21 protein-coding genes are annotated in these 20,946 nt (G+C 46.3%); 12 read left to right on the forward strand and 9 right to left on the reverse strand.

The features are described from left to right. Positions 1-10 precede the first annotated feature (10 nt). On the reverse strand, positions 11-640 hold the full coding sequence (locus CEQ48_RS02420; protein WP_089070083.1) for a LysE family translocator: 630 nt from the start codon (positions 638-640) through the stop codon (positions 11-13). Between the two features lie 203 nt (positions 641-843). On the opposite strand from CEQ48_RS02420, the gene CEQ48_RS02425 reads away from it, so the two are divergent. The 3 genes from CEQ48_RS02425 to CEQ48_RS02435 all read left to right on the forward strand — a co-directional run bounded on the left by CEQ48_RS02425 (position 844) and on the right by CEQ48_RS02435 (position 2,859). Then, positions 844-1,674 (forward strand): helix-turn-helix transcriptional regulator, encoded by an 831-nt coding sequence (locus CEQ48_RS02425; protein WP_198301117.1) that lies wholly within the window; start codon positions 844-846, stop codon positions 1,672-1,674. A gap of 151 nt (positions 1,675-1,825) precedes the next feature. Beyond that, positions 1,826-2,545 carry an AzlC family ABC transporter permease gene (locus CEQ48_RS02430; RefSeq protein WP_089070085.1) on the forward strand — a complete coding sequence of 240 codons (720 nt, stop codon included), beginning with the start codon at positions 1,826-1,828 and terminating at the stop codon, positions 2,543-2,545. Beyond that, the gene (locus CEQ48_RS02435; RefSeq protein WP_000605633.1) at positions 2,542-2,859 is read left to right on the forward strand and encodes an AzlD domain-containing protein; all 318 of its coding nucleotides are present in this window, start codon (positions 2,542-2,544) and stop codon (positions 2,857-2,859) included. Before CEQ48_RS02430 ends, CEQ48_RS02435 begins: the two co-directional genes overlap by 4 nt. Positions 2,860-2,909: 50 nt before the next feature. Here the strand turns inward: CEQ48_RS02435 and CEQ48_RS02440 are convergent, their stop codons facing one another. Beyond that, the gene (locus CEQ48_RS02440; RefSeq protein WP_089070086.1) at positions 2,910-3,524 is read right to left on the reverse strand and encodes a fumarylacetoacetate hydrolase family protein; all 615 of its coding nucleotides are present in this window, start codon (positions 3,522-3,524) and stop codon (positions 2,910-2,912) included. Positions 3,525-3,777: 253 nt separating this feature from the next. On the opposite strand from CEQ48_RS02440, the gene CEQ48_RS02445 reads away from it, so the two are divergent. From CEQ48_RS02445 to CEQ48_RS02455, 3 genes are all read left to right on the forward strand, one after another. Beyond that, a complete protein-coding gene (locus CEQ48_RS02445) occupies positions 3,778-4,773 on the forward strand; it encodes an anion-selective porin (protein ID WP_089070087.1) in 996 nt (331 codons plus the stop codon). Between the two features lie 199 nt (positions 4,774-4,972). Next, entirely contained in the window at positions 4,973-5,830 is an 858-nt protein-coding gene (locus tag CEQ48_RS02450; RefSeq protein ID WP_181714843.1) for a DMT family transporter, read from the forward strand. 46 nt (positions 5,831-5,876) lie between these two features. Next, the gene (locus tag CEQ48_RS02455) at positions 5,877-6,494 is read left to right on the forward strand and encodes a glutaredoxin domain-containing protein (protein WP_089070089.1); all 618 of its coding nucleotides are present in this window, start codon (positions 5,877-5,879) and stop codon (positions 6,492-6,494) included. 132 nt (positions 6,495-6,626) lie between these two features. Here the strand turns inward: CEQ48_RS02455 and CEQ48_RS20460 are convergent, their stop codons facing one another. The 3 genes from CEQ48_RS20460 to CEQ48_RS02470 form a co-directional block, all read right to left on the reverse strand. After that, on the reverse strand, positions 6,627-6,761 hold the full coding sequence (locus tag CEQ48_RS20460) for a hypothetical protein (RefSeq protein ID WP_001058399.1): 135 nt from the start codon (positions 6,759-6,761) through the stop codon (positions 6,627-6,629). A 103-nt stretch (positions 6,762-6,864) separates the two neighbouring features. Continuing rightward, complete coding sequence (locus CEQ48_RS02465) at positions 6,865-7,215, reverse strand: hypothetical protein (protein WP_089070090.1); 351 nt, start codon at positions 7,213-7,215, stop codon at positions 6,865-6,867. A gap of 132 nt (positions 7,216-7,347) precedes the next feature. Continuing rightward, a complete protein-coding gene (locus tag CEQ48_RS02470) occupies positions 7,348-8,559 on the reverse strand; it encodes a multidrug effflux MFS transporter (RefSeq protein ID WP_089070091.1) in 1,212 nt (403 codons plus the stop codon). Positions 8,560-8,648: 89 nt separating this feature from the next. Between CEQ48_RS02470 and CEQ48_RS02475 the strand changes: the two genes are divergently transcribed. Together CEQ48_RS02475 and CEQ48_RS02480 are read left to right on the forward strand one after the other, a co-directional pair. Beyond that, entirely contained in the window at positions 8,649-9,536 is an 888-nt protein-coding gene (locus CEQ48_RS02475) for a LysR family transcriptional regulator (protein ID WP_089070092.1), read from the forward strand. Positions 9,537-9,803: 267 nt separating this feature from the next. Next, positions 9,804-11,645 (forward strand): putative bifunctional diguanylate cyclase/phosphodiesterase, encoded by a 1,842-nt coding sequence (locus CEQ48_RS02480; protein ID WP_089070093.1) that lies wholly within the window; start codon positions 9,804-9,806, stop codon positions 11,643-11,645. Positions 11,646-11,697: 52 nt separating this feature from the next. Here CEQ48_RS02480 and shyA read toward each other — a convergent pair whose 3' ends face one another. Continuing rightward, entirely contained in the window at positions 11,698-12,990 is a 1,293-nt protein-coding gene (gene shyA, locus CEQ48_RS02485) for a peptidoglycan DD-endopeptidase ShyA (RefSeq protein ID WP_089070556.1), read from the reverse strand. A gap of 191 nt (positions 12,991-13,181) precedes the next feature. Beyond that, positions 13,182-13,481: an isoamylase early set domain-containing protein gene (locus CEQ48_RS02490; protein ID WP_181710694.1), complete on the reverse strand. Its 300-nt coding sequence runs from the start codon at positions 13,479-13,481 to the stop codon at positions 13,182-13,184. Between the two features lie 338 nt (positions 13,482-13,819). Here CEQ48_RS02490 and CEQ48_RS02495 point away from each other — a divergent pair, with 338 nt between their 5' ends. The 4 genes from CEQ48_RS02495 to CEQ48_RS02515 all read left to right on the forward strand — a co-directional run bounded on the left by CEQ48_RS02495 (position 13,820) and on the right by CEQ48_RS02515 (position 19,095). Continuing rightward, positions 13,820-15,481 (forward strand): SulP family inorganic anion transporter, encoded by a 1,662-nt coding sequence (locus CEQ48_RS02495; RefSeq protein WP_089070095.1) that lies wholly within the window; start codon positions 13,820-13,822, stop codon positions 15,479-15,481. Between the two features lie 381 nt (positions 15,482-15,862). Beyond that, a complete protein-coding gene (locus tag CEQ48_RS02500; RefSeq protein WP_089070096.1) occupies positions 15,863-17,239 on the forward strand; it encodes a YjiH family protein in 1,377 nt (458 codons plus the stop codon). 291 nt (positions 17,240-17,530) lie between these two features. Continuing rightward, on the forward strand, positions 17,531-17,998 hold the full coding sequence (locus tag CEQ48_RS02510) for a putative pterin-binding protein (RefSeq protein WP_089070097.1): 468 nt from the start codon (positions 17,531-17,533) through the stop codon (positions 17,996-17,998). Beyond that, positions 17,995-19,095: a GGDEF domain-containing protein gene (locus CEQ48_RS02515; protein ID WP_089070098.1), complete on the forward strand. Its 1,101-nt coding sequence runs from the start codon at positions 17,995-17,997 to the stop codon at positions 19,093-19,095. The genes CEQ48_RS02510 and CEQ48_RS02515 overlap by 4 nt, the downstream gene beginning before the upstream one ends. 201 nt (positions 19,096-19,296) lie before the next feature. Here CEQ48_RS02515 and pstB read toward each other — a convergent pair whose 3' ends face one another. After that, positions 19,297-20,052, reverse strand: coding sequence for a phosphate ABC transporter ATP-binding protein PstB (pstB, locus tag CEQ48_RS02520; RefSeq protein ID WP_220125351.1), 756 nt, complete (start codon positions 20,050-20,052; stop codon positions 19,297-19,299). A 28-nt stretch (positions 20,053-20,080) separates the two neighbouring features. Next, positions 20,081-20,944, reverse strand: coding sequence for a phosphate ABC transporter permease PstA (pstA, locus tag CEQ48_RS02525; RefSeq protein WP_089070557.1), 864 nt, complete (start codon positions 20,942-20,944; stop codon positions 20,081-20,083). Positions 20,945-20,946: the final 2 nt, after the last annotated feature.

Raw genomic sequence — 20,946 nt, forward strand, 5'->3', positions numbered from 1 at the left:
TTTGGCGATATCACACAAAATCGCTGAGCATCCAGAGCGCCAGCAGCAAAAACACCGCGCCCATCACTTTGTGCTGGTAAGTGCGAAAACGCTGATTGTCGACCAGCGAGTGACCAAACACGCCAATCAAAGCCACCAGCAGCAGATTAAACAGCAAGCCGCACACATTCAGCACCATACCTAGCGCGAACATCTGTTCGGCGGAGCTCGCCGCGATATTGGTTGAAACAAACTGCGGCAAAAACAGCACAAAGAACACCAAGGCTTTGGGGTTCAGCAAATTACTCACTAAAGCCCGTTGGTAAAAGGTTTTTGCTACCGCTTGTGCCTCATCCAAGGTGGGCGCTTGCGCCGCATCGGCGCGTAGGCAATCCCACGCCATTTTGAGCAGGTATGCTCCACCCAACAAATGCAGCACATTGAGCGCCAACGGGTTCATAGCAATCAGCGCGGAAACCCCAAGCGCTGCGAGTAAGGTTAAAATCATCCCTGATGTGGCATTGCCCAAGCTGGCAAACAAACCGACTCGGCGTCCGTAGCTCATACTAGAGCTCGCAATCAGCAGCATATCTGGCCCTGGGATCAGCAACAGCGCCAATACCGCGGTGAGATAAACTGGTAATACCGAAACATCAATCATGTTGAAAATCTTGTTAAAGCTGGAAAGCGGCGGATTTTATAGGAGACATACCGCCATTTCCATATGAAAGATAATCCAAATAAACTCATTTCTAGCCAGAGATAAAATAGTGCGGATTTCGATTAGTACAGAAGCGCAATTTTGTACAAAAACTTTCCTGCACTTTGCAGTAGACTCATTAGGGAAAAGCACAAGGAAGCGTGATGGGCGACTCAGCAGGCAAAATTAAAGAACAAGCAAAATTTCAGATTGCCGAAGAGTTTGGCGGCCTAGAGCTGCTCGATGCGCAATACGAAACGCAGAATTTTTCTCGCCACAGCCATGAAGGCTATACCGTGGGAGTGATTGAGCGCGGTGCACAATCTTTCTACCGCACCGGCGGCAATCATATTGCGCCGCAAGACAGCATTATTTTGGTCAACGCCGATGAAGTGCACACCGGACACTCCGCCGTCGAAGGTGGTTGGGCGTATAAAGCCATGTACCCGCTGCCCGAGCAGTTTGCCACGGTTGCCAAAGAGATTGGCGCCAATACCGGAGCGCCTTATTTTCCACAAGCGGTGGTGTATGACCCCGAGCTTGCGAGCCAACTGCGCTTAGTGTTTGAAACCCTTGAAAAATCGACTAACCGCTTGCTACGTGAAACCCTAATTTACGCCAGCTTAGTCAAGTTGATGACGCGCCACGGCCGCACTGCGCCAAAAACCGATCAACCGCTATCTGCACTGCGGCCATTGTTGCTGGTTAAAGAGTTTCTGGATGACTTTCCGCAGGCCGATGTTTCACTCGAAGAACTGGCACAACTGGCGGGATTAAGTCCTTTTCATCTGGTGCGTACCTTTCAAAAGCAGTTTGGTTTACCACCCCACGCTTATCAAATCCAAGCCCGCTTGCGCCTCGCGAAAACCCTGTTAAAGCAAGGCGTAAGTATCTCGGAAACCGCGCAAGAGTGTGGCTTTCACGATCAAAGCCATCTGCATCGCCACTTTAAAAAAGCGCTCGGCATCACCCCAAAACAGTACGCAAGACCTTAGATAATTAGCACTCGTCACCTGAACGCTACCGCGCAAGATTATCCAAGCTTATCGGCTTATCCCTGTGTTCTGATAACCCTGACGATACCCAAATCTCTTGGAGTTTCAGGTAGGAAGGGTATAAGGTTTTCTTCTATAAATTGGAAAGAGTATGAATAGCCAAGTGTTAACCATTGATGATTCACCCACCCCCACCCGGCTGTTTTGGCAGGGCACAGTCGCTATGCTGCCGTTGAGCATTGTGGTATTACCTTGGGGTTTACTGGCCGGCTCGTTTGCGATTGAAGCGGGGTTATCGGTCATCGAGAGCCAAGCCTTGTCTGCAATCTTGTTTGCAGGAGCGGCACAGTTAGTCGCTATCGGCATGTTTAAAACGGGGGCGGGGTTACTGAGTTTGTTGATAGCCACTTTTTTTATTACCTCACGCCATTTTCTGTACAGCGTATCAATGCGCAGCAAAATCAGCCCATTACCCTTGCGCTGGCGGCTGACACTGGGCTTTTTGCTCACCGATGAGCTGTTTGCGATTTGCGGCGCGCAGTCCGATAAGCAGTTTAATCGCTGGTATGCGTTAGGCGCAGGGCTGAGTTTTTATCTGATTTGGAATTTAGCCAGCTTGGTCGGCATTGTCGCAGGCAGCTATCTGCCCGATCTCAATCAGTGGGGATTGGAATTCGCGGTCGCCGCCACTTTCATCGCGATTGTGATCCCGAATATCAAAAGCTGGCCTGTGCTGATTTCGGTACTGACCGCCTTGGTGTTATCAGTATTACTCACCGTGATGGGGATTGAAGGCAGCCTAATGTTCGCCAGTATTGGCGCCATGCTCGCCGGCTACGGTACTGAACGTTTATTAGGAGCTCACCCATGATCATGCTTTCGATATTCGCGATGACGGCACTGGTATTTCTCAGCCGTTATCTGTTTCTTGAACCTAAGCTACCCCTGCGTTTGAGCCCCACGTTGCAACGCTTACTTAGCTACTCGGGGCCTGCAGTACTCACCGCGATTTGGGCGCCGATTGTGTTTATGCCAGAAAAAACCTTGTGGTTAGAGTGGCACAACCCCTATCTTCTCGCCGCACTACTTTCCGGTGTGCTGGCTTGGTTAAGCAAAAATGTCCTGCTGACGACCGTCGTGGGGATGGGGAGTTTCTTACTGCTCAAGCTGGTGGTATTGGCCTAAGCCCGTAAAAACGGGCTTAGTGTATGTTGGGCGAGAGGGCGAAAGCTCGGTTATTCAGCCAACCATTCCACTTCAATCAAGGTCTGTTCACCACATTTCAGGCGGCCCACAAAACGGTCGCCTTGATGTACTTCTCCAACGCCTTGTGGTGTACCAGTCATCACCACATCACCATCTTCCAAAGTCAGATAGCTTTTGAGCTCTTGCAATACCGCTTGAGGCGAGTAAAGCATTTGGCTGACATGCCCTTTTTGCACACGTACGCAGTTGATCAGCAGTTCCAAATTGAGATCGGCGGCATCCAACCCGTCAAGCGCAACAAATCGGCTCAAGACTGCAGCACCATCAAACGCTTTAGCGCGCTCCCAAGGCAAGCCTTTGGACTTGAGATAACTCTGCATTTGGCGCTTGGTCAAATCTAGGCCAATTCCCACCGCGACATATTGTCCCTTTTCAACCAGAAAACAGATCTCTGCTTCATAATGCAAAGGCTCTTGATGGAAGGCGCGCAGCTGCGATGTAACCGCTGACGAAGGCTTATGAAACAGCACCATCTGTTCTGGAATGCTATTGTGCAGTTCCTGAATGTGTTCAACATAGTTACGCCCGACACACAGCACTTTACCCACGGATATGTTTCGGTTGGCAAATTGGATATGACTCATCTCTCTTCCTTGACCAGACACAAAGCCGCGATTCTAAACTAACCTCGGCTCAACTACGCAGAAATGAATCACACAATTGTGGAAAATGCACACCGCAGCCTTGTCATCATTTTGCCTTATATCTGTCATCCCTGCGCCATAAAAAAACAATCAAACCGTCACCGAACAGAAACGCATTATTCATTTTCAATCAGTACCTTAGCGGCATCACAAGTCGGGCAGTAAAGCCCAATCAAACTAATAGGGTAGAAAAATGAAAAAGGCAGCAATCGCAGTAGCAGTTCTTTCCGCAGTGGTATCTGGCTCAACCTTAGCCGCAACCGTATATGATGCAGAAGGCACTTCACTCAAAGTGGGTGGTCGTCTGGAGTTCCGTGGTGACTTTAATGGCGACGACAAAGGCAAAGAAATTGAAGGCACAATGCTCAACAAGAGCCGTGTGCGTTTGAATGTAGCCGGTGAAACCGACATTGGTGCCGGCATGAAAGGCTTTGGCTTCTGGGAAGCAGAGCAAGGCGTAAAATCGTCCGCAGGAACGTCAACAGAGCAAGAAACCACATTCAAACAACGTTATATGTACGTGGGTATGAAAGGCGATTTTGGTAGCCTCTCCTTTGGCCGCCAAAACACCGCTGGCGTGCAAATTTCTGATATGTCTGATATCGGTACCTTTACTGGCGATCAAAAAGCCTTCATCAGCGCAGGTAACGAGCAGATCAACAACACTATCGCGTATGGTTATGACTTCGAAAGCTTCAAGCTAAAAGCAAGCTACATTGCTGATGATGAGAAAAATGCCGATGGCTATGGCCTGTCAGGCATCTACTCAGCGCCATTTGGTTTGGATATCGGTTTAGGTTATGCCGCGAATGATCTGGGTACAGATAAAGGTTCAGCGGATCAAATTATTGCGGGTTTGGGTTACACCATGGGTGACCTCTACTTCGGGGCCACTTACACCACGGGTGATAAAAATGACAAAGCAGACACGGAATTTACCGGTATCGAAGTCTCTGCACAGTACAAAATCACCAAAGAATTTCGCCTGATCGCGGCTTACCAAAACCAAGAAGAAGAGACCAAGAATGTCACTAAAGACACTGCGGACTTCTTTGAGTTAACTGGCCGCTATGATTTCACGAAAAACTTCCGCTCTTACATCGCTTACAAAGCGAATGGGCTGGATGACAAAGATGCTGGCTACAAAGTCGAAGACACCATCCGCCTAGGTCTACGTTACGATTTTTAATCACACTGCCTTAAACTCCTGAATATTGTCCTTCTTTGGCCAAGCGATTGCTTGGCCTTTTTTGTTGCAGAATTTCGAACGTCATGAGCAACCACAGCGATTGGTTTTCTCACTATTACCACGTATGATTCAGCCCACTTTCTGACTACCTCTTTGATTCATGAGCATTAAACATCACCCATTGCAAGGTGCGCTTTGGATGCTGACGGCAGGCCTCGCGTTCGCCATCGTCAATAGCGTCGCACAATACGCCAGCATTCAATTTGGCCTTCCTTCCACCACCGTTGCCTTAGTGCAGTACGCGATTGCGATTGTGGTTATCCTGCCTTATCTCAAAACCCTTGGCATTCGTCAGTCACTGCGTACTCAGCGCTTTGGTGCACATTTGTTGCGCGTGTTTCTAGCGGTAATCGGCATTCAACTCTGGTTGTGGGCGCTGGCTTACCCTGTTCCCATCTGGCAAGGTATTGCATTGCTAATGACTTCTCCCCTGTTTGCCACCATCGGCTCTGGCTTATGGCTACGTGAGAAAGTCGGCATGGCACGTTGGCTCGCGACTGTCACAGGATTCATCGGTGCGATGATCATCTTGGAGCCTTGGGCGGACGATTTTAATCTTGCCTCTCTATTGCCGGTGGGAGCAGCCTTCTTCTGGGCATGTTACTCGCTGATGGTGAAAAAGCTTTCCGCTCATGATTCGCCTTCGACCATGGTGGTTTACCTGCTGCTGCTGATCACCCCCTTCAATCTGCTCCTTGCGCTCCCCGACTGGCAGATGCCAAGTGGCCAAATGCTATGGGGATTACTGATTGGCGCAGGGGTCATGACTGCGCTGGCTCAATGGGCGATAGCCAAAGCCTACGCGGTTGCTGATGCATCTTTTGTACAACCGTTTGATCACGCAAAACTTCCCTTAAACGTGCTGGCTGGCTGGTTAGTGTTTGGTTGGGTACCACCGGGCAGACTCTGGCTAGGCGCAGCAATTATCGTTCTATCTGTCGCGTTCATTACTCAGTGGGAAACAAAAAAATCACGGCGTGAAAGAAACATCGCCTAAAACCTTTCCTATCTTTTAATGAAAAGATTTGTATGAGGAATACCTGATGACCACGCCAATTAAAGTCACACTCTATCGCTGGGCTGGCAGTTTTGGCCCATTTAAAGTGAACATTCCCTGTGGAGAATGCACGCTGACGAAAGATATTTTGGCCGATACCTTTGCCAATGAATTGGCTGGCGTGCCGATTGAATTAGAGGTAAAAGATTGGCTTAGCTACTGGTGGGAACCCTTAAAGCTTAGGGCATGGCATGCGCCGATTGTGGTCATAGCAGGCAAAGTGATCAGCCAAGGAGAAGCCCTAAACCGCGGTGTATTGGTGCAATCCATCATCAAAGAGTGGACTAAACAAGACACGTTACAAGGCAATATTGTCTTTGGCAAAGCCACCTGCCCTTACTGCGTGAAAGCAAAACAGTTGCTGGATACTGCAGGAATCGACTATCGCTACCACGATGTAGTGAAAGAGAGTGCTGCGCTATACCGAATGATCCCTGAAGTGAAAGCGATCATCGGTGAAAAAACACCCGTCACGGTACCGCAGATCTGGTTAAATGGTCAGTACATTGGGGGCTGTGATGCGTTGGAAAAATGGCTGCAGGATAACCCGCATTCGCTACCTGATAACGTGGTAGAAATCGAAACTACGCGTGTAGCTCAGTAATTCAAATCGTTTGGGTATAGCCAAAATCAGCAAAAAAATCGCCCCACTCATTTGTGGGGCGATATCATTCTTAGCCTAGCGTTTTCCAGCTTTCGACTGAAAATTCAAACGTGAAAGCTTAATCAAATAAGCTTACTGGCTGAATTTTTGACGCATTCTCTGTAATAAAGAGCGCTTTTTCGTTTTGCTTTTGCCAAACTGAGCTTGATGCATCGCTTGTTTAGCGATCATTTGGCCTAGATAAACAGAACCGAGTTCATTATTCATAACGCATGCCTCTTTGTTGTTGAGTGACATTTTTCGCTCAATATAACAGCAAAAGACAACAAAACAAGAGTATGATCACGTTTTTTTGTAGTTTTATTACAAATTAATGGCGCTTTGGTTGTTTGTAAGTTTTACCTGCTGCTTGGTAAACGTCTTTTTGCTTGATATCGAAAAAGCCATCAAAAAACCAAGCAACAAATTTCACCACATCATCACCCTCGTTCATGATGTGCTCAACATATTCTTGCTCTTCGCCCTGTTCATCCACTTCAGTCGTCACATGGTAAATACGTTGCTCACCTTCCACTTCTGCTAAAGCAAACTGGCCAGAGAGTGACTGTGCCGCTTCGGCAATCGCTTCATCTTCGCTATTCTTCAGTAGCGTTAATGCTGCCGGTAACGTGGTTTGCTCACATAAAAGTTTAATTAAGGCTTCAAATTGACTCTGTTGCATGATGATCCCCGTAGAGAGTGCTTTCCCGTAAAAATAAGCGCCGATTATATACACTTCTCACGGCAAGCGGCAGTAGAACCTGTATTTACCTGCCCTACGGGCGATTGAACTGAGTTTTCATCACACCCGCTCTCATGCCTGCATTTGTACTGCGCTCTCTGGTACGTGGGCTTTTTTCGTTGCGATCAACACACTCAACATCGTGATACCGACCAGAATATAAAACACACCCATTGCATGTTGGTTAGTCACACAATGCTCAACCAAAAAACCACCCAATAAACCCGCGATCGCCATTTGAATGGAACCCGACAGCGCAGAAACGGCCCCCGCTTGTGATTTATGAGGTGATAACAAAAGCGTGGTTGCCAGCGGAAAAGAGATGCCCTGCGCGATACTCAGCCAAGTAAATGCCCAAATGAGATTGAAAACAGAAAACTCAGTAAGCAATAACCACAGCCCGGAAAACACCATCAAGCTAATCGCACAGGCAAGTAACTGGCGCGAGGAAAATCGAGAGGTCAACATATTTACCAACAGGCTTCCTACCAGTAAACCTGCTGAAGGTATGATTAAGGTAGAGCCATAATCCGCCGCCGTCATTCCGAGCTGTTTTTGCAACAAGAAGGGAAGAATCGACAATGTCACTAAACTGGCTAAATAGCTCAGCCAGTTATAACTGGCACTGCTGGTGACTTGGTGATTGGTCAGTAGTTTCGCATAATTCATCACAATGCCACGCCACTGAACACGCCGCTTCGGGTAAGGCAACGTTTCCGGCAAAATCATAACGCCGAGCGTAAAAATGGCCCCGATATAAATCAATACAAACATAAACACGGACTGCCAACTCAAATGATAGGCCATCCAGCCCCCGAGCACTGGCGCAATAATCGGCATGATCGATGCAGTAATCGACAAATAGGAGAGTGCTTTAGTGAGATGGAAACCATCATAGCTGTCGCGTAATACGCTACGCCCAAGCACAGAAGCGCTTCCAGCCCCCAACCCTTGCAGTAAACGACCAAACTCAAGCGCCTGAAAATGATCTGACATCATCACACACACGATCGTGCCAATAAGGTAAATACCTTGACCGAGCAAGAAAGTGGGACGTCGGCCTACCGCATCAGAAAGTGCGCCATAAAACAGCTGCGAGCCACCAAAACCCAGCAAAAACAGCGTGACAAGCATCTGCGCACTCGCTTGATCCACCTGTAAATCACGGCTAATCAGAGGCAGTGAGGGTAAATAAATGCTCACGCCCACTTGGCCAGTCGCGATGATCATCATCGCAAGTAGCATTGGGGTGCGGCGAAAACGGGAGGAGGTTTGTGCGTTCATGGCGAAGAGTCTATATTGGCAACTCTAATTTGATAATCTCGCAAATTGGAAATAAATTAGTTCCAATAAAGAATGAGTAAGGTCATGAGATGGATTGGTTACAGAGCGCAAAAACTTACATCAAAGTCGTTGAGGAAGGCAGCTTCAATGGAGCGGCGCGCAAACTCAACACCACCAGTTCAGCGGTCAGTAAGCGTATTCACTGGCTTGAAGATCGCATTGGTGTCCAGCTGCTTAAACGCACGACACGTTCAGTCACACAGACCGAAGCCGGAGCGCTTTTTTATCAACGAGCCAAAGCGCAGTTAGAAAGCTGGCAATCCGTGGTCGATGAAACGCGCTCCGTCAACCAGACACCCGCCGGATTGCTACGCATCGGTGCAACCTTGGCGGTCGGTTCTAAATTTTTGATGCAATACCTCGACGAGTTTTTACAACGCTATCCTGATATTCGCATTCAGCTCATCACCACCACACCAGGCCAGTTGCCTGAATTGCATCTCGATCTTTTTATCAGCCGTGAAATTGAGCAGCTCAATTCGCTTAGTTTCAAAGCCACTCCTCTATTTGAGTATCAAGCAGCGTTTTATGCCTCTCCGAGCTATTTGGCTAAACATGGGGTTCCACAATCGTTACAAGAGTTAACCCAGCACAATGTGCTGTGCTGGGGGGAGCAAACGTATCGCGAAGTAAAAACAGCTCAAGGTAAGCGCCTCACTTTGACAGGCAATTTCGCCACCACCAACCCTGAAGCTCTGTTCTATGCTGGAAAATCAGGCATGGGGATTATTGTCACTGGGCATATCATGATCAAAGAAGAGCTGAAACAGGGCAATTTGGTTCGCATACTGCCCGATGTCACCATAGATCAGGCCACCGTATATGCGTACTACCCTAAATTGGAGTACCAACATACCCGAACTCAGCTATTCCTTGATCATTTGAAGCAGAAGCTAGTACCAAACAAGGCCGAATAACTGACTTCAATATCAATTAATCATGTTAAATTCCTACTGATACTCTGATTTTTTTGTTCAGTAAGCGATTGAAATAAAAAAGTAAGCCTAAATAGTCATGGCTAATCCATAAAAATTGAGTGGAAAATCACCCAGAACTCATCAATAGTAACAACATGCATATAAACCCAAGTAGTTTGGAAGCAAAGACTACCTTCCAACTTATCGGGTAGAGAGCTTTGCAACGACAAGCTCCACGTTGTCAGTTACCGCTAGAGAGATCACAGTATGACGAGCACTCAATTGAAATCAGAGAAACTGAGTCTGGATGCCATACATCACTTCAATGGGCTTTGCGGTTCAGAGCTACTTTCTCAAGCCACGCAGTTTCTCCATAAAACGTTTAATAGCCACAGTTCAATGGTGATTGAGCTCGACAAAATGCGCTATAAAGCACGCAACTTGTCTTGTGCCAGCATTGAACCCAGTGGTTTAGAGCCTGATTACGAGCTGCATGGCACACCATGTGAGCAAGTTGGGCTGATGCAGCAACCTTACTGCCTATTCACTCATCAAGTCGCCGAACGGTTTCCTACGGATGGCTATTTGGTAGAAAACCAGATTGAAGCCTATCTCGGGATCCCAATTTCGTTCTCCAATGGCGAAAACTACGGCATCCTGATCTCAACCTTTACTCGACCACTAGAAGAATACGATAACTTAGTTTTGACCCATCAAATCTTGGCTCAAATGATTGCACATGATTTGGAATGTCAGCAGATCGCCGTCCGCTCGCAGAGTTTAGTCAATCAACTGCGCCATGAAATTTCCCACGATAACTTGACTGGGTTAATGAACCGTAATGATCTGGCCGATAAACTAGCCACACTCGTTCATGAAGATCGGCACCATTTCACCCTAGCGTTTCTTGATATTGATGAATTTCGTTCGATAAACGATCTGTATGGTCATTATTTGGGGGACCGAGTACTCAAATTTGTCGCAGAAGCGATAAAGCAGGCCGTACCTGAGGAAGGATACGCTTTTCGAATCGCAGCCGATGAATTTGCGTTTTTGACCACAGCTCGTGAGCCGATGAAAATATGCCAAGCCATACTCAACAAACTAGCGCAAGACTATATCGATCAAGATCGGCGACTCAAAATCAGTGTCAGTATTGGTATTGCCAAATACAATGGTGAAAAGCTCAATGCTGATCAGTTACTGTTTAATGCAAGCCTCGCTTTAAAAGAGTGTAAACGGAACCATAACACTCGTATTCGTTTTTACGATAACTTACTTAGCAATCAATACTACCGACGCACACAAATCATAGATGCTTTGCGTAGTGAATTGAGTAAACCGATTCATCAAACTGAACTGTATGTGGTCGTACAACCTATTGTGAAAAAACATCAAAACCGTTGGGACTATTTTGAGATCTTAACCCGTTGGAACAGCAGCGCACTCGGTTTGGTAACACCTCTGGAATTCATTGAAGCAGCAGAGCAATCTGGTCTGATTGTCGAATTTGGTGAACGTATTCTCGAATTAGCCTGTATCGCAAAACAGGAATTAGAACAAGGCATTGGCCAAAAAATTCGCTTAAGCATCAATTGTTCAGCCGATGAGCTGACACATTCCAACCGCTACCTTGAGCATCTATTAAAAACCATTAAAGTCTATGGTTTTCAAGCTAACGAGTTCACGATTGAGCTGACAGAAACCGTATTACTCTCCAAAGCTGCAGAAGTGTGCAGTATTCTTACCATATTGCGCGAACTGGGTTTTAAAATTGCCTTGGATGACTTCGGGACGGGCTATTCGAGCCTTAACTATATTCACAGTTACCCGATTGATTGCATCAAGATTGATGCAACATTTGTGCGTAACTTACTCACCAACCAAACTTCTGAAAGTATTGTGTGGTTGATTATTCAGCTTGCCAACCAGTTGAAGCTAGATCTCGTCGCTGAGGGAGTAGAGAACCAACAAGCGTTGGATAAGCTCTACCAAATGGGCTGTGAGCAAATACAAGGCTATTACTTTAGTAAACCCGACTTACCCAGTGTCATGGTCGAGCGGCAGTTATCTTCAACCCAGCAAACTCCGGCCAACCCGAATCACTAAGATGCAGAAAAAACAAAGCCCCTGATAGGGGCTTTGTTTTGAAAGTTTGGTGCTATTGCACAGCAAGCATGCTTTCTTGGCGAGCAAGCATCTGGTCAAGCTCTTTGCGCTTAGCAATAAATTGCGCCATCTCTTTCTTAGGTACTGAACTTGCCATCGGAATATTGGCTTTCATGGCATTGACAGGACGACCACGCACGATTAACTCATAGTGCAGATGAGGCCCAGTCACACGCCCTGTATTACCCGACAAACCTATGCGCTGGCCACGTGACACTTTTTGCCCTTTCTTGACCAAAATTTTGCTCAAGTGCAAATAACGCGTCATATATGCGCTGCCATGCTGAATCACCACATAGTTACCCGCATAAGGATGGCTACGAGTCATGACCACAACACCATCACCGGAAGTGTACACTGGGTTACCAATTGGCATCGCAAAATCTGTACCGTTGTGTGGTGCTACGCGCTTGGTAACTGGATGCAAGCGTCTTGGATCAAAGTTCGACGATATGCGCCACTTGCTATCCACAGGATAACGCTGGAATGCCCGTTGTAAGCTATCACCATTCTTATCGTAATACTGACCATCTTGGTGCAGATACGCGGTGATCTCTTTGCCACGATTGAAAATCTTAATCGCCTGAATTTCAGAGTTGCCAGTCAGTTTCTCTCCGACAAACTGACGCGATAATACGACTTCAAAACGATCACCACGGCGCAGATCTCGACCAAAATTGATTTTGTCTTTCAGCAAAGTGACGATCTGATCTACATCAGCTGAACCTAGTCCAGCACGATTGGCCGAGAGAGAAAAGCTGCCATCCACTTCACCAATCAGTGGTTCAACCTTCCACGTACCAGGAATTTTTTGCTCTTCAAATTCGTAGCTACCATCGTTCAGACGCGTATAGACTGCGCGATCAACGAGGCTGAATTCCAGTTCCATTTTGGTCAACGTATTATCACTGCCTTTCCAAAAACGCAGCACGTTGCCCGGCCTTAATGTATCAAGAGCAAGATAGTTTAAGTCGGTTTCCATGACTTTCATCAGCTCGGTATAAGCAAAACCAAGCTGATTAAAAATTGTACTTAAGTTATCGCCCGGCTTAATTTCATACTCATAATCCGGATGACCTACTTTGACCACTTCTACAGTATGTTCTGCTGAAGATAACTGTACGAGCGGAGATTCTGGAAGGGACAACTCAATACGTTGTTGCCGCGTGGGGCTGTTCAGCGAAGAAGATATCGCGGCCACAGCCAAAAGCGGCAAACCTACTAGTGTCGCTTTCTTTCGCATTGAAAGCTCAGAAAACCGCAAAATAATAGATTTAGATATCACCAGTTTACCTGTGGAAAAAAGCCAAAACTCGGCCAAGAGTAAGGGTTTCAGCGAGGTTTGTCACCTACGCTTTCGTCAATTTAAAGCAAAAAAGGCACATTTGTGCCTTTCAAAAATAAAAGATTTTGTATGCAGACAGCAACTTAGTTGTTTGTGATTTTTTGAGCTTTCGTCAAAAAATGCTACCCAAATCACTGATAAGTGGTTAACAAGCAGTTTTCTTCACCAAAACCGTTAGCGATGTACTGATCGGCATGAGGGTCATTGACCCATTCTTGTTTATCGAGCAGATAACGGAACTGAAATTCGCGATCTTTCGGCAAACGAGTTTTAAATTTGAAGGTACTCGATTTGGCCATTTTTTTCATAGGCTCAGGCTGCCAATCTAAAAAGTCCGCCACAATCGCCACTTCAGAGGCCGCTTGCGGGGCATCGCATTCAAAAGTGACTTCCACTTCATCTTTTGTTTTAAGGAACTTCTTGTTAATCATGTCAAACTCCATCTTCGAACAAAAAATAATCAACCGAAAGAATCATAGGTAATTTGCCATCTATACTCAACCTACAATCCCTCAATTAAGTGCATATCTTGAAAATCATCAGCACTCTATTTTTCCACATGATATTCCAATTAATCACAGATCCTTGAGTTAACGTTGGGAAAACATGGCGTTACATGAGGTTAATATAATGAAATTAAAAGATTAATTCCTTTAACGCGGTATGTTTGAATATAGGCTAGTCAACTGAAGCAGCCCTTTACAGCCTATAAAATGAGCGTAGAATCCTCGGCGTTTTCATTTCCCTATTTTTGTTAAGGTGATCAACTATGTTTGCCATCTATGAATCCTATAAAGCCGGTCAGTTGCAACCCAAACAATGGGTCAACAATATTACAGCGGGGTTGATAGTTGGGGTGGTTGCACTGCCGTTAGCCATGGCATTTGCCATTGCATCGGGAGTAAAACCAGAACAAGGAATTTATACCGCTATCATCGCGGGGATCATTGTTTCCCTGTTTGGTGGTTCACGCGTACAAATCGCCGGCCCAACCGGCGCGTTTATTGTTATTCTTGCTGGCATCGTAGCCGAACACGGCGTTGCTGGATTACAAATCGCCACGATTATGGCTGGCTTTATTCTCGTGGTATTAGGGCTCGCACGTTTAGGTAGCATCATTCGCTATATTCCTGACCCAGTTATCGTGGGTTTTACCTCAGGTATTGGGGTGATTATTTGGGTGGGTCAATGGCGTGACTTCTTTGGCCTTCCTGAAATTAAAGGTGAGCACTTCCACCAAAAACTGGTGGCGATTTTTCATGCTTTCCCGCAATTTCATCTCACAACAACGTTGTTAGCGATGCTGTCTCTGGCTTTAGTGATCTTTGGGCCGAAAATTCCCAAACTCTCAAAAATTCCGGGGCCACTCTTGGCCCTAGTGGTGGTTACTTCACTACAATATGTGATGGGATTTGAGGGAGTCAGAACCATTGGGTCAGCGTTTGACGGTATTCCACAAGGCTTACCTGAATTTGCGCTACCGGATCTTAGCCTAAGCCAAATGATTCAACTGATTGGCCCTGCCTTTGCAATTGCGATGCTGGGTGCGATTGAATCTTTACTATCAGCTGTGGTTGCTGACGGTATGGCGGGCACCAAACACAACTCAAACCAAGAGTTGGTTGGACAAGGAATTGCAAATATTGTGGCCCCTCTATTTGGTGGTATTGCTGCAACCGGTGCGATCGCGCGAACCGCGACCAACATTCGTAACGGCGGCAACAGCCCAATCGCTGGTATCATGCACGCCCTGACGCTGGTCATTATTCTGTTGGTACTCGCGCCTTTAGCGGTGAATATTCCTCTCGCGACTTTGAGCGCGATTCTGTTTGTGGTGGCTTGGAATATGAGTGAAGCGCCACATTTCGTGCAACTGGCTAAACGCGCGCCGCGTGCTGATGTGGCCATTCTACTGCTCACCTTTGGTTTGACGGTGTTTGCCGATCTGGTCGTAGCGGTGAATATCGGTGTGATCATTGCCATGTTACACTTTGTGAAACGCATGGCATCGAGTGTTGAAGTCAAAGCCAACGGCTCGCAAGAGATGAGTTATGAACTGGCACAGCATGGCAAAACTACCTTGCCACGCGAGCTCGCAGTGTACGCACTGGAAGGACCCTTCTTCTTTGCTGCAGCAGAAACGTTTGAACGCGTGATGGGCAGCATTCAAGAAACGCCGCAGATCCTAATCCTGCGTTTAAAATGGGTGCCTTTTATGGATATTACTGGCATTCAAACGCTGGAAGAGATTATTCAGAGTTTCCATAAGCGTGGAATTAAGGTTTTGATTTCAGGTGCCAATAGTCGAGTCTCACAAAAGCTGATCAAAGCAGGCATTATCAAACTCGTCGGCGAACAAAATGTCTACCCGGTCTTTGAAGGCGCGCTCAACGCGGCATTAAGCGAAATTGAAACCAAACCGACAGAATAACCGACCTTAACAACCTGACGTTGTAGCTTCAACCTAGTATGGAAAGATTTTATTCCAACCAAAAGCCTCCTATGCCAAGGAGGCTTTTTTATTTTTATGCTTTTGCGCCGCATCTTTACCAACAAATCTATTTACGATGCTATTCGACAACAATGATAGATTTAACAATAAATATACAAAAAACCATCAAGGCTTGAAACATCAGGAAATTAATTTGAATGTATACCCAAAATAAATGAATAGTATTGCGTAGGGTGTCAAAAATAGATATTCTTGCGCACGCTGATTAAATACGGAAATGCAGTGAATTTTTATGCCAAGGTGTGGCAAATTTCGACTGAACAGTGTGTCTGAATGACGCAGCATGAATAGAGATGAATAATGCAAGATAACGCGCAAACCTTAGAGCCACCAGTAAAGGCTAACACGGGTAATCTGTGGATGTTCCTGATCCCTTCTCTGATCGGGCTTTTCCTCTTTATGGCTCCCATCAGTTACGATGGATCGTTAACCATTCCAGTGGCGGTGTTGGCCAAGTCCGTTCAAGCGCTGTTTGGGGATTATCTGGTGACTGTCGTTACGGCAATCATCGCCTTTATGTCAGCCGCTTCTGTTATCTGCAAAGTCTTTAAACCAAGTTGGGTAATGTCTCGTCCTTTCTTAAACAGTTTGTTTAATCCTTCTTGGCTTTGGTTAACCGTGCGTGTGATTGGCGGAGCTGCCGTGATCATGACATTTTTCCAAATCGGTCCAAAAGTGATTTGGGAAGAAAACACGGGTGGACTGGTCTTGCAAGGCCTGCTCCCAACACTATTTTCAGTGTTTATTTTCGCAGGCTTACTGCTGCCTTTGCTGCTTAACTTTGGCTTATTAGAGCTGTTTGGCAGCTTACTGAGCAAAGTGATGCGCCCTTTATTCAATCTACCGGGTCGCAGCGCCATTGACTGTATGGCTTCATGGCTGGGCGATGGTAGCGTAGGCATCCTGCTCACCAGTAAACAATACGAAGAAAAATTCTACACCCAACGTGAAGCGGCGGTAGTCGGCACAACATTCTCTGCGGTATCGATTACTTTTAGCTTAGTGGTGATCGCCCAAGTAGAGCTTGAACACCTATTCCTACCTTTCTATGGTGCGGTCTGTTTAGCGGGTGTGGTGGCAGCGGTAGTTATTCCTCGCCTTCCTCCTTTGTCATGGAAAAAAGATACTTATATCGATGGTAGCAAGCCTCATCCTGATGCTGATGCAATTCCTGAAGGCCACACTGCGTTTTCTTGGGGTATGGAACAGGCTTTAGCCAAAGCAGCAAAAGTTAACTCTGTGAAATCTGTGATTGGCGAAGGGGTGCGTAACGCGGTCGATATGGTGTTTGGCGTACTGCCTGTTGTAATGGGACTAGGCACTATCGCCTTGGTGATTGCTGAATACACTTCCGTATTCTCTCTGCTTGGCCAACCTTTCATTCCATTTTTAGAGCTACTCGGAGTGCCAGAAGCCGTCGCAGCCTCGAAAACCATTGTGGTTGGCTTTGCGGATATGTTTATTCCAGCCATTTTAGCGGCTTCCATCGATAACGAAATGACACGTTTTGTGATTGCGGCCATGTCTGTAACTCAGCTTATCTATATGTCTGAAGTCGGCGCACTACTGCTGGGTAGCCGTATCCCAGTCAATATTGTCGAGCTGTTTGTCATTTTCATTTTGCGTACCCTGATCACCTTACCTGTGATTGCCGCGGTAGCACATCTGCTGTTCTAATCTGTCTCCCTATTAAGAAGCGCCATCAACATGGCGCTTTTCTTATAAAAAGTCTCAATACTGAGTCTTTTTATCATCAATCTTGTTAATATCAGTGATTTTCATATCAGCCGACACCGCCTATAATTCAACCAATTAACGATAACTAACTATAAAGTTGTAATCAGTACCACTGCAACTTTGGGTTGAAAAATAAAACACAATCGATACCCAAACTACTTGGAAACGAACGTAGCCAACACCACCGCTGCTTCAAGTAGGAAGGGGAATAACAGTGCGGAATAACCAATAATGAGATGGATATTGCTGATCTTAACCCTGTGGTGCAGCTCTTTCGCTTTTGCATCGAACATCACGATACAAGTAGCAGACGCGCCACCTAAGGTTCTTTCCTTGCAAGAGTTGACCACCAAACTGCCTGCGGTCTCTTTTACCACCGAACTACCATGGCTTCATGGTTCACATCGCTTCACAGGCTTTAAAGTAAGCGATTTGCTCGAGTATTTGCAGCAGAGTCAAGTGAGTTCGGTGACTTTTATGGCATTGAATGACTACGCTGCTAATATTTCGATAGCGGATATTCAACAATATGAACCGATTGTTGCGTACTTCATGGACGGTAATGAAATGAAAATTCGCAACAAAGGCCCTTTTTGGTTGGTGTATAACTTAGATCAAAATCCAAAACTGAAAAACACCGTTTACTATACCCATATGGTTTGGCAAATAAGTCAAATTTTGATTCATAAGAAGCCATGAATACACAAACTCAGAAAACGCTCCACCCGCTGATCTTACATGCCAAAACACTGCTGATCTTCATGTCGGCATTTTTGATTTTGGCGAATTTGTATTTGATCAACAATACTCGCGATTTATCTAAGTCCTACTCTTCGCACACCAACCAAGCGATCTGGTTCTTATTCCAACTGAATAAAGAGTTTACTGAACTGCTGGCACTCTCTCCTTATCTATTGGAATCCGAGAACAATCAACGCAGTGTGATGGTGAAATATGAGCTTGCTTGGAGCCGTTTTGATCTGATCCTCAATAGCAAAGAGGCCGACGGCATTATAGGTATGCCAAGCACTCGCGAATTCTTCCAAGCCGCTTTTGCTCGGTTTAAACAACTTGAGCCGCTACTGCTCGCCGCCAAAAACCCAGAAAGCTTACAAAGTTTTATTTTGGCAGCCCAACAAGAGATGGATATTTTTATTCAGTTCATAAACCGCACATTTGGGGTACAAAGCCCTTTGTATGTGGAGCAAAAAGAGCAACTGAATTACCTCAGTCGCATCCAGTTTGCGCTGATGTTATTGATGTTTAGCTGTGTCGGGCTGGTGAGTTTTATTTTGCATAAAGAAGCGGCATACCATCGGATTTTGGCATTGACAGATCCATTAACGGGGTTGGAAAACCGCACGGCTATGTTCGCCGAATTAGAACGCCATCGCCGTAGTGGCGGTTTCTCATTGTTTTTGCTCGATCTCAATGGATTTAAAATGATTAATGATACTTACGGTCATCAAATGGGCGATGCGGTGCTCAAACAGGTCGCTTATCGCTTAAATCATTCGATTCCTGCATTCGATTATCGCGTTTTCCGGATGGGAGGAGATGAATTTGCCATCATCTTAAGCAGCATCAACCCTACCGAACAGATGATGATGCAGCGCATGATTAAGCAATCTTTCGATCAAGAATTTGAGTTAACTGGTGATTTACGAGCCAAGCTCAACACGAGTATCGGGGTCAGCACCTATCCACTCGACACCACTAATTTGAACCAGTTGATTTATCTGGCGGATAAAAACATGTATGAAATGAAGTTTCTACAAAAAAGCCCCTCATCATGAGGGGCAAAGTTTACCATCGCTTATAGTTATAATTCGCCAGTTCTATAAACCTATACCCAAACTACTTGGAGTTGCAGGTAGACGGTAGACGGTAACAACCCTCATTGCCATGAGCATTGACCGGCACGGTGATTAGGGTGTACGAACATAGCCAACACCACTGCAACGTCTACTTCTAGTAGCAAGGAGATCAAGGAGATATTAGCCGAAGTCACCATTCACATAACCACGGGTGCGATCATCACGTGGGTTACTGAAAATGACTTGAGTCTCATCGTGTTCAACCAACTCACCCATTAAGAAGAACGCGGTACGGTCTGAAATACGGCGGGCTTGCTGCATTGAGTGAGTCACGATAACAATGGTGTAGTTCTTCTTCAGATCTTCCATCAGCTCTTCAATTTTGTGGGTCGCAATCGGGTCAAGTGCCGAAGTCGGCTCATCCATCAAGATCACATCGGGTTCCATAGCGATGGTGCGCGCGATACAAAGACGCTGCTGCTGACCGCCTGATAAACCAAAGGCATGAGATTTAAGACGATCTTTCACCTCATCCCACAGCGCTGCGCCACGCAGTGAACGTTCAACCACTTCATCAAGATGCTTTTTATCCTTGATACCTTGTGCACGCAAACCATACGCCACGTTTTCATAAATGCTCATTGGGAATGGGTTTGGCTTTTGGAACACCATACCAACGCGGATACGCAAGTCAGACACATCGATATTGCCATACACATCTTGGCCATCCATGGTCAGCTTACCGGTAATCGTGACTCCCTCAATGAGATCATTCATACGATTCAGGCAGCGCAACAGGGTTGATTTACCGCAACCAGAGGGGCCAATCAGTGCTGTCACTTGACGCGTAGGAATCGGCAGATTAATCGATTTCAGGGCTTGGTTCTCACCGTAAAACAGGTCGAGGTTTTCAATATTGAATTTGGTCGTTTTCATTGTGTTATCTCTAAATTCTGTCAATGACTTAATAGGTCGCAGTATTGAATCGTTTGGCGATGAGCTTGGTGATCATGTTGATCAGCAAAACCACAACAATCAGCACAGTGGCGGTGCCATAAGCTTGGTTCCATTCTTCAATGGTGAACAGCTCTGTGGTCAGTTTGTACAAGTGAACGGTCAAGGTGCGTCCAGAATCGAGCAGAGAATCTGGAATACGCGCCACCATACCCGCGGTTAAAAATACTGGGGCAGATTCACCAATGACACGGCCAATACTCAAAATGACAGAAGTTAAAATCCCCGGCATAGCACTTGGCAAAATTAGCCGGCGGATGGTGTAAATTTTTGAAGCGCCCACGCCATACGAGCCTTCACGATAGGTTTGTGGTACCGCCATTAAGGCTTCTTCCGTGGTACGGATAATGACTGGCAGGATCAAGATACTGAGAGTTAATGCACCGGAAAGAATCGAGAAGCCTAAGCCCAAAATCGCCACGAAGAAGGTCATACCAAACAGACCAAAAATGATCGAGGGGATACCCGCCAATGACTCGGTACAGAAGCGGATGATTTTGACCAAACGGCTGCCGACTTTGGCGTATTCCGTCAAGTAAATCGCCGTCATGATACCGATAGGTGCGGCCACCGCGATCGAAGCAACAACCATATATACGGTCGAGACAATCATCGGGAAAATACCGTGTTCATCGCCCGTGTGGGTGTAGTTGTCGGTAATGAATTTCCAGTTAACGTGTTGCAGACCATTAGACAAGATGTACCAGATGATCCAGAACAGGAAGCCGACGGTCAGCGCCGCAGAAATCCAGATAAAGGCACGCAAGACATTATCTTTGAGCACACGCGCTTGTTTCAGTTTTACGCGATCCATCG

Origin of the sequence: Vibrio tarriae (assembly GCF_002216685.1) — a bacterium.
Classification (GTDB): domain Bacteria; phylum Pseudomonadota; class Gammaproteobacteria; order Enterobacterales; family Vibrionaceae; genus Vibrio; species Vibrio tarriae.

Coding starts and splice junctions, on each gene's coding strand:
- CEQ48_RS02490 (WP_181710694.1), bottom strand. CDS start 13,481: ATGATTAACAAGAAGTTCCTTAAAACAAAAGATGAAGTGGAAGTCACT.
- pstA (WP_089070557.1), bottom strand. CDS start 20,944: ATGGATCGCGTAAAACTGAAACAAGCGCGTGTGCTCAAAGATAATGTC.
- CEQ48_RS02470 (WP_089070091.1), bottom strand. CDS start 8,559: ATGAACGCACAAACCTCCTCCCGTTTTCGCCGCACCCCAATGCTACTT.
- CEQ48_RS02465 (WP_089070090.1), bottom strand. CDS start 7,215: ATGCAACAGAGTCAATTTGAAGCCTTAATTAAACTTTTATGTGAGCAA.
- CEQ48_RS02435 (WP_000605633.1), top strand. CDS start 2,542: ATGATCATGCTTTCGATATTCGCGATGACGGCACTGGTATTTCTCAGC.
- pstB (WP_220125351.1), bottom strand. CDS start 20,052: ATGAAAACGACCAAATTCAATATTGAAAACCTCGACCTGTTTTACGGT.
- CEQ48_RS02440 (WP_089070086.1), bottom strand. CDS start 3,524: ATGAGTCATATCCAATTTGCCAACCGAAACATATCCGTGGGTAAAGTG.
- CEQ48_RS02500 (WP_089070096.1), top strand. CDS start 15,863: ATGCAAGATAACGCGCAAACCTTAGAGCCACCAGTAAAGGCTAACACG.
- CEQ48_RS02445 (WP_089070087.1), top strand. CDS start 3,778: ATGAAAAAGGCAGCAATCGCAGTAGCAGTTCTTTCCGCAGTGGTATCT.
- CEQ48_RS02455 (WP_089070089.1), top strand. CDS start 5,877: ATGACCACGCCAATTAAAGTCACACTCTATCGCTGGGCTGGCAGTTTT.
- CEQ48_RS02475 (WP_089070092.1), top strand. CDS start 8,649: ATGGATTGGTTACAGAGCGCAAAAACTTACATCAAAGTCGTTGAGGAA.
- CEQ48_RS02420 (WP_089070083.1), bottom strand. CDS start 640: ATGATTGATGTTTCGGTATTACCAGTTTATCTCACCGCGGTATTGGCG.
- CEQ48_RS02450 (WP_181714843.1), top strand. CDS start 4,973: ATGCTGACGGCAGGCCTCGCGTTCGCCATCGTCAATAGCGTCGCACAA.
- CEQ48_RS02480 (WP_089070093.1), top strand. CDS start 9,804: ATGACGAGCACTCAATTGAAATCAGAGAAACTGAGTCTGGATGCCATA.
- CEQ48_RS02430 (WP_089070085.1), top strand. CDS start 1,826: ATGAATAGCCAAGTGTTAACCATTGATGATTCACCCACCCCCACCCGG.
- CEQ48_RS02495 (WP_089070095.1), top strand. CDS start 13,820: ATGTTTGCCATCTATGAATCCTATAAAGCCGGTCAGTTGCAACCCAAA.
- CEQ48_RS20460 (WP_001058399.1), bottom strand. CDS start 6,761: ATGAATAATGAACTCGGTTCTGTTTATCTAGGCCAAATGATCGCTAAA.
- CEQ48_RS02510 (WP_089070097.1), top strand. CDS start 17,531: ATGAGATGGATATTGCTGATCTTAACCCTGTGGTGCAGCTCTTTCGCT.
- CEQ48_RS02515 (WP_089070098.1), top strand. CDS start 17,995: ATGAATACACAAACTCAGAAAACGCTCCACCCGCTGATCTTACATGCC.
- CEQ48_RS02425 (WP_198301117.1), top strand. CDS start 844: ATGGGCGACTCAGCAGGCAAAATTAAAGAACAAGCAAAATTTCAGATT.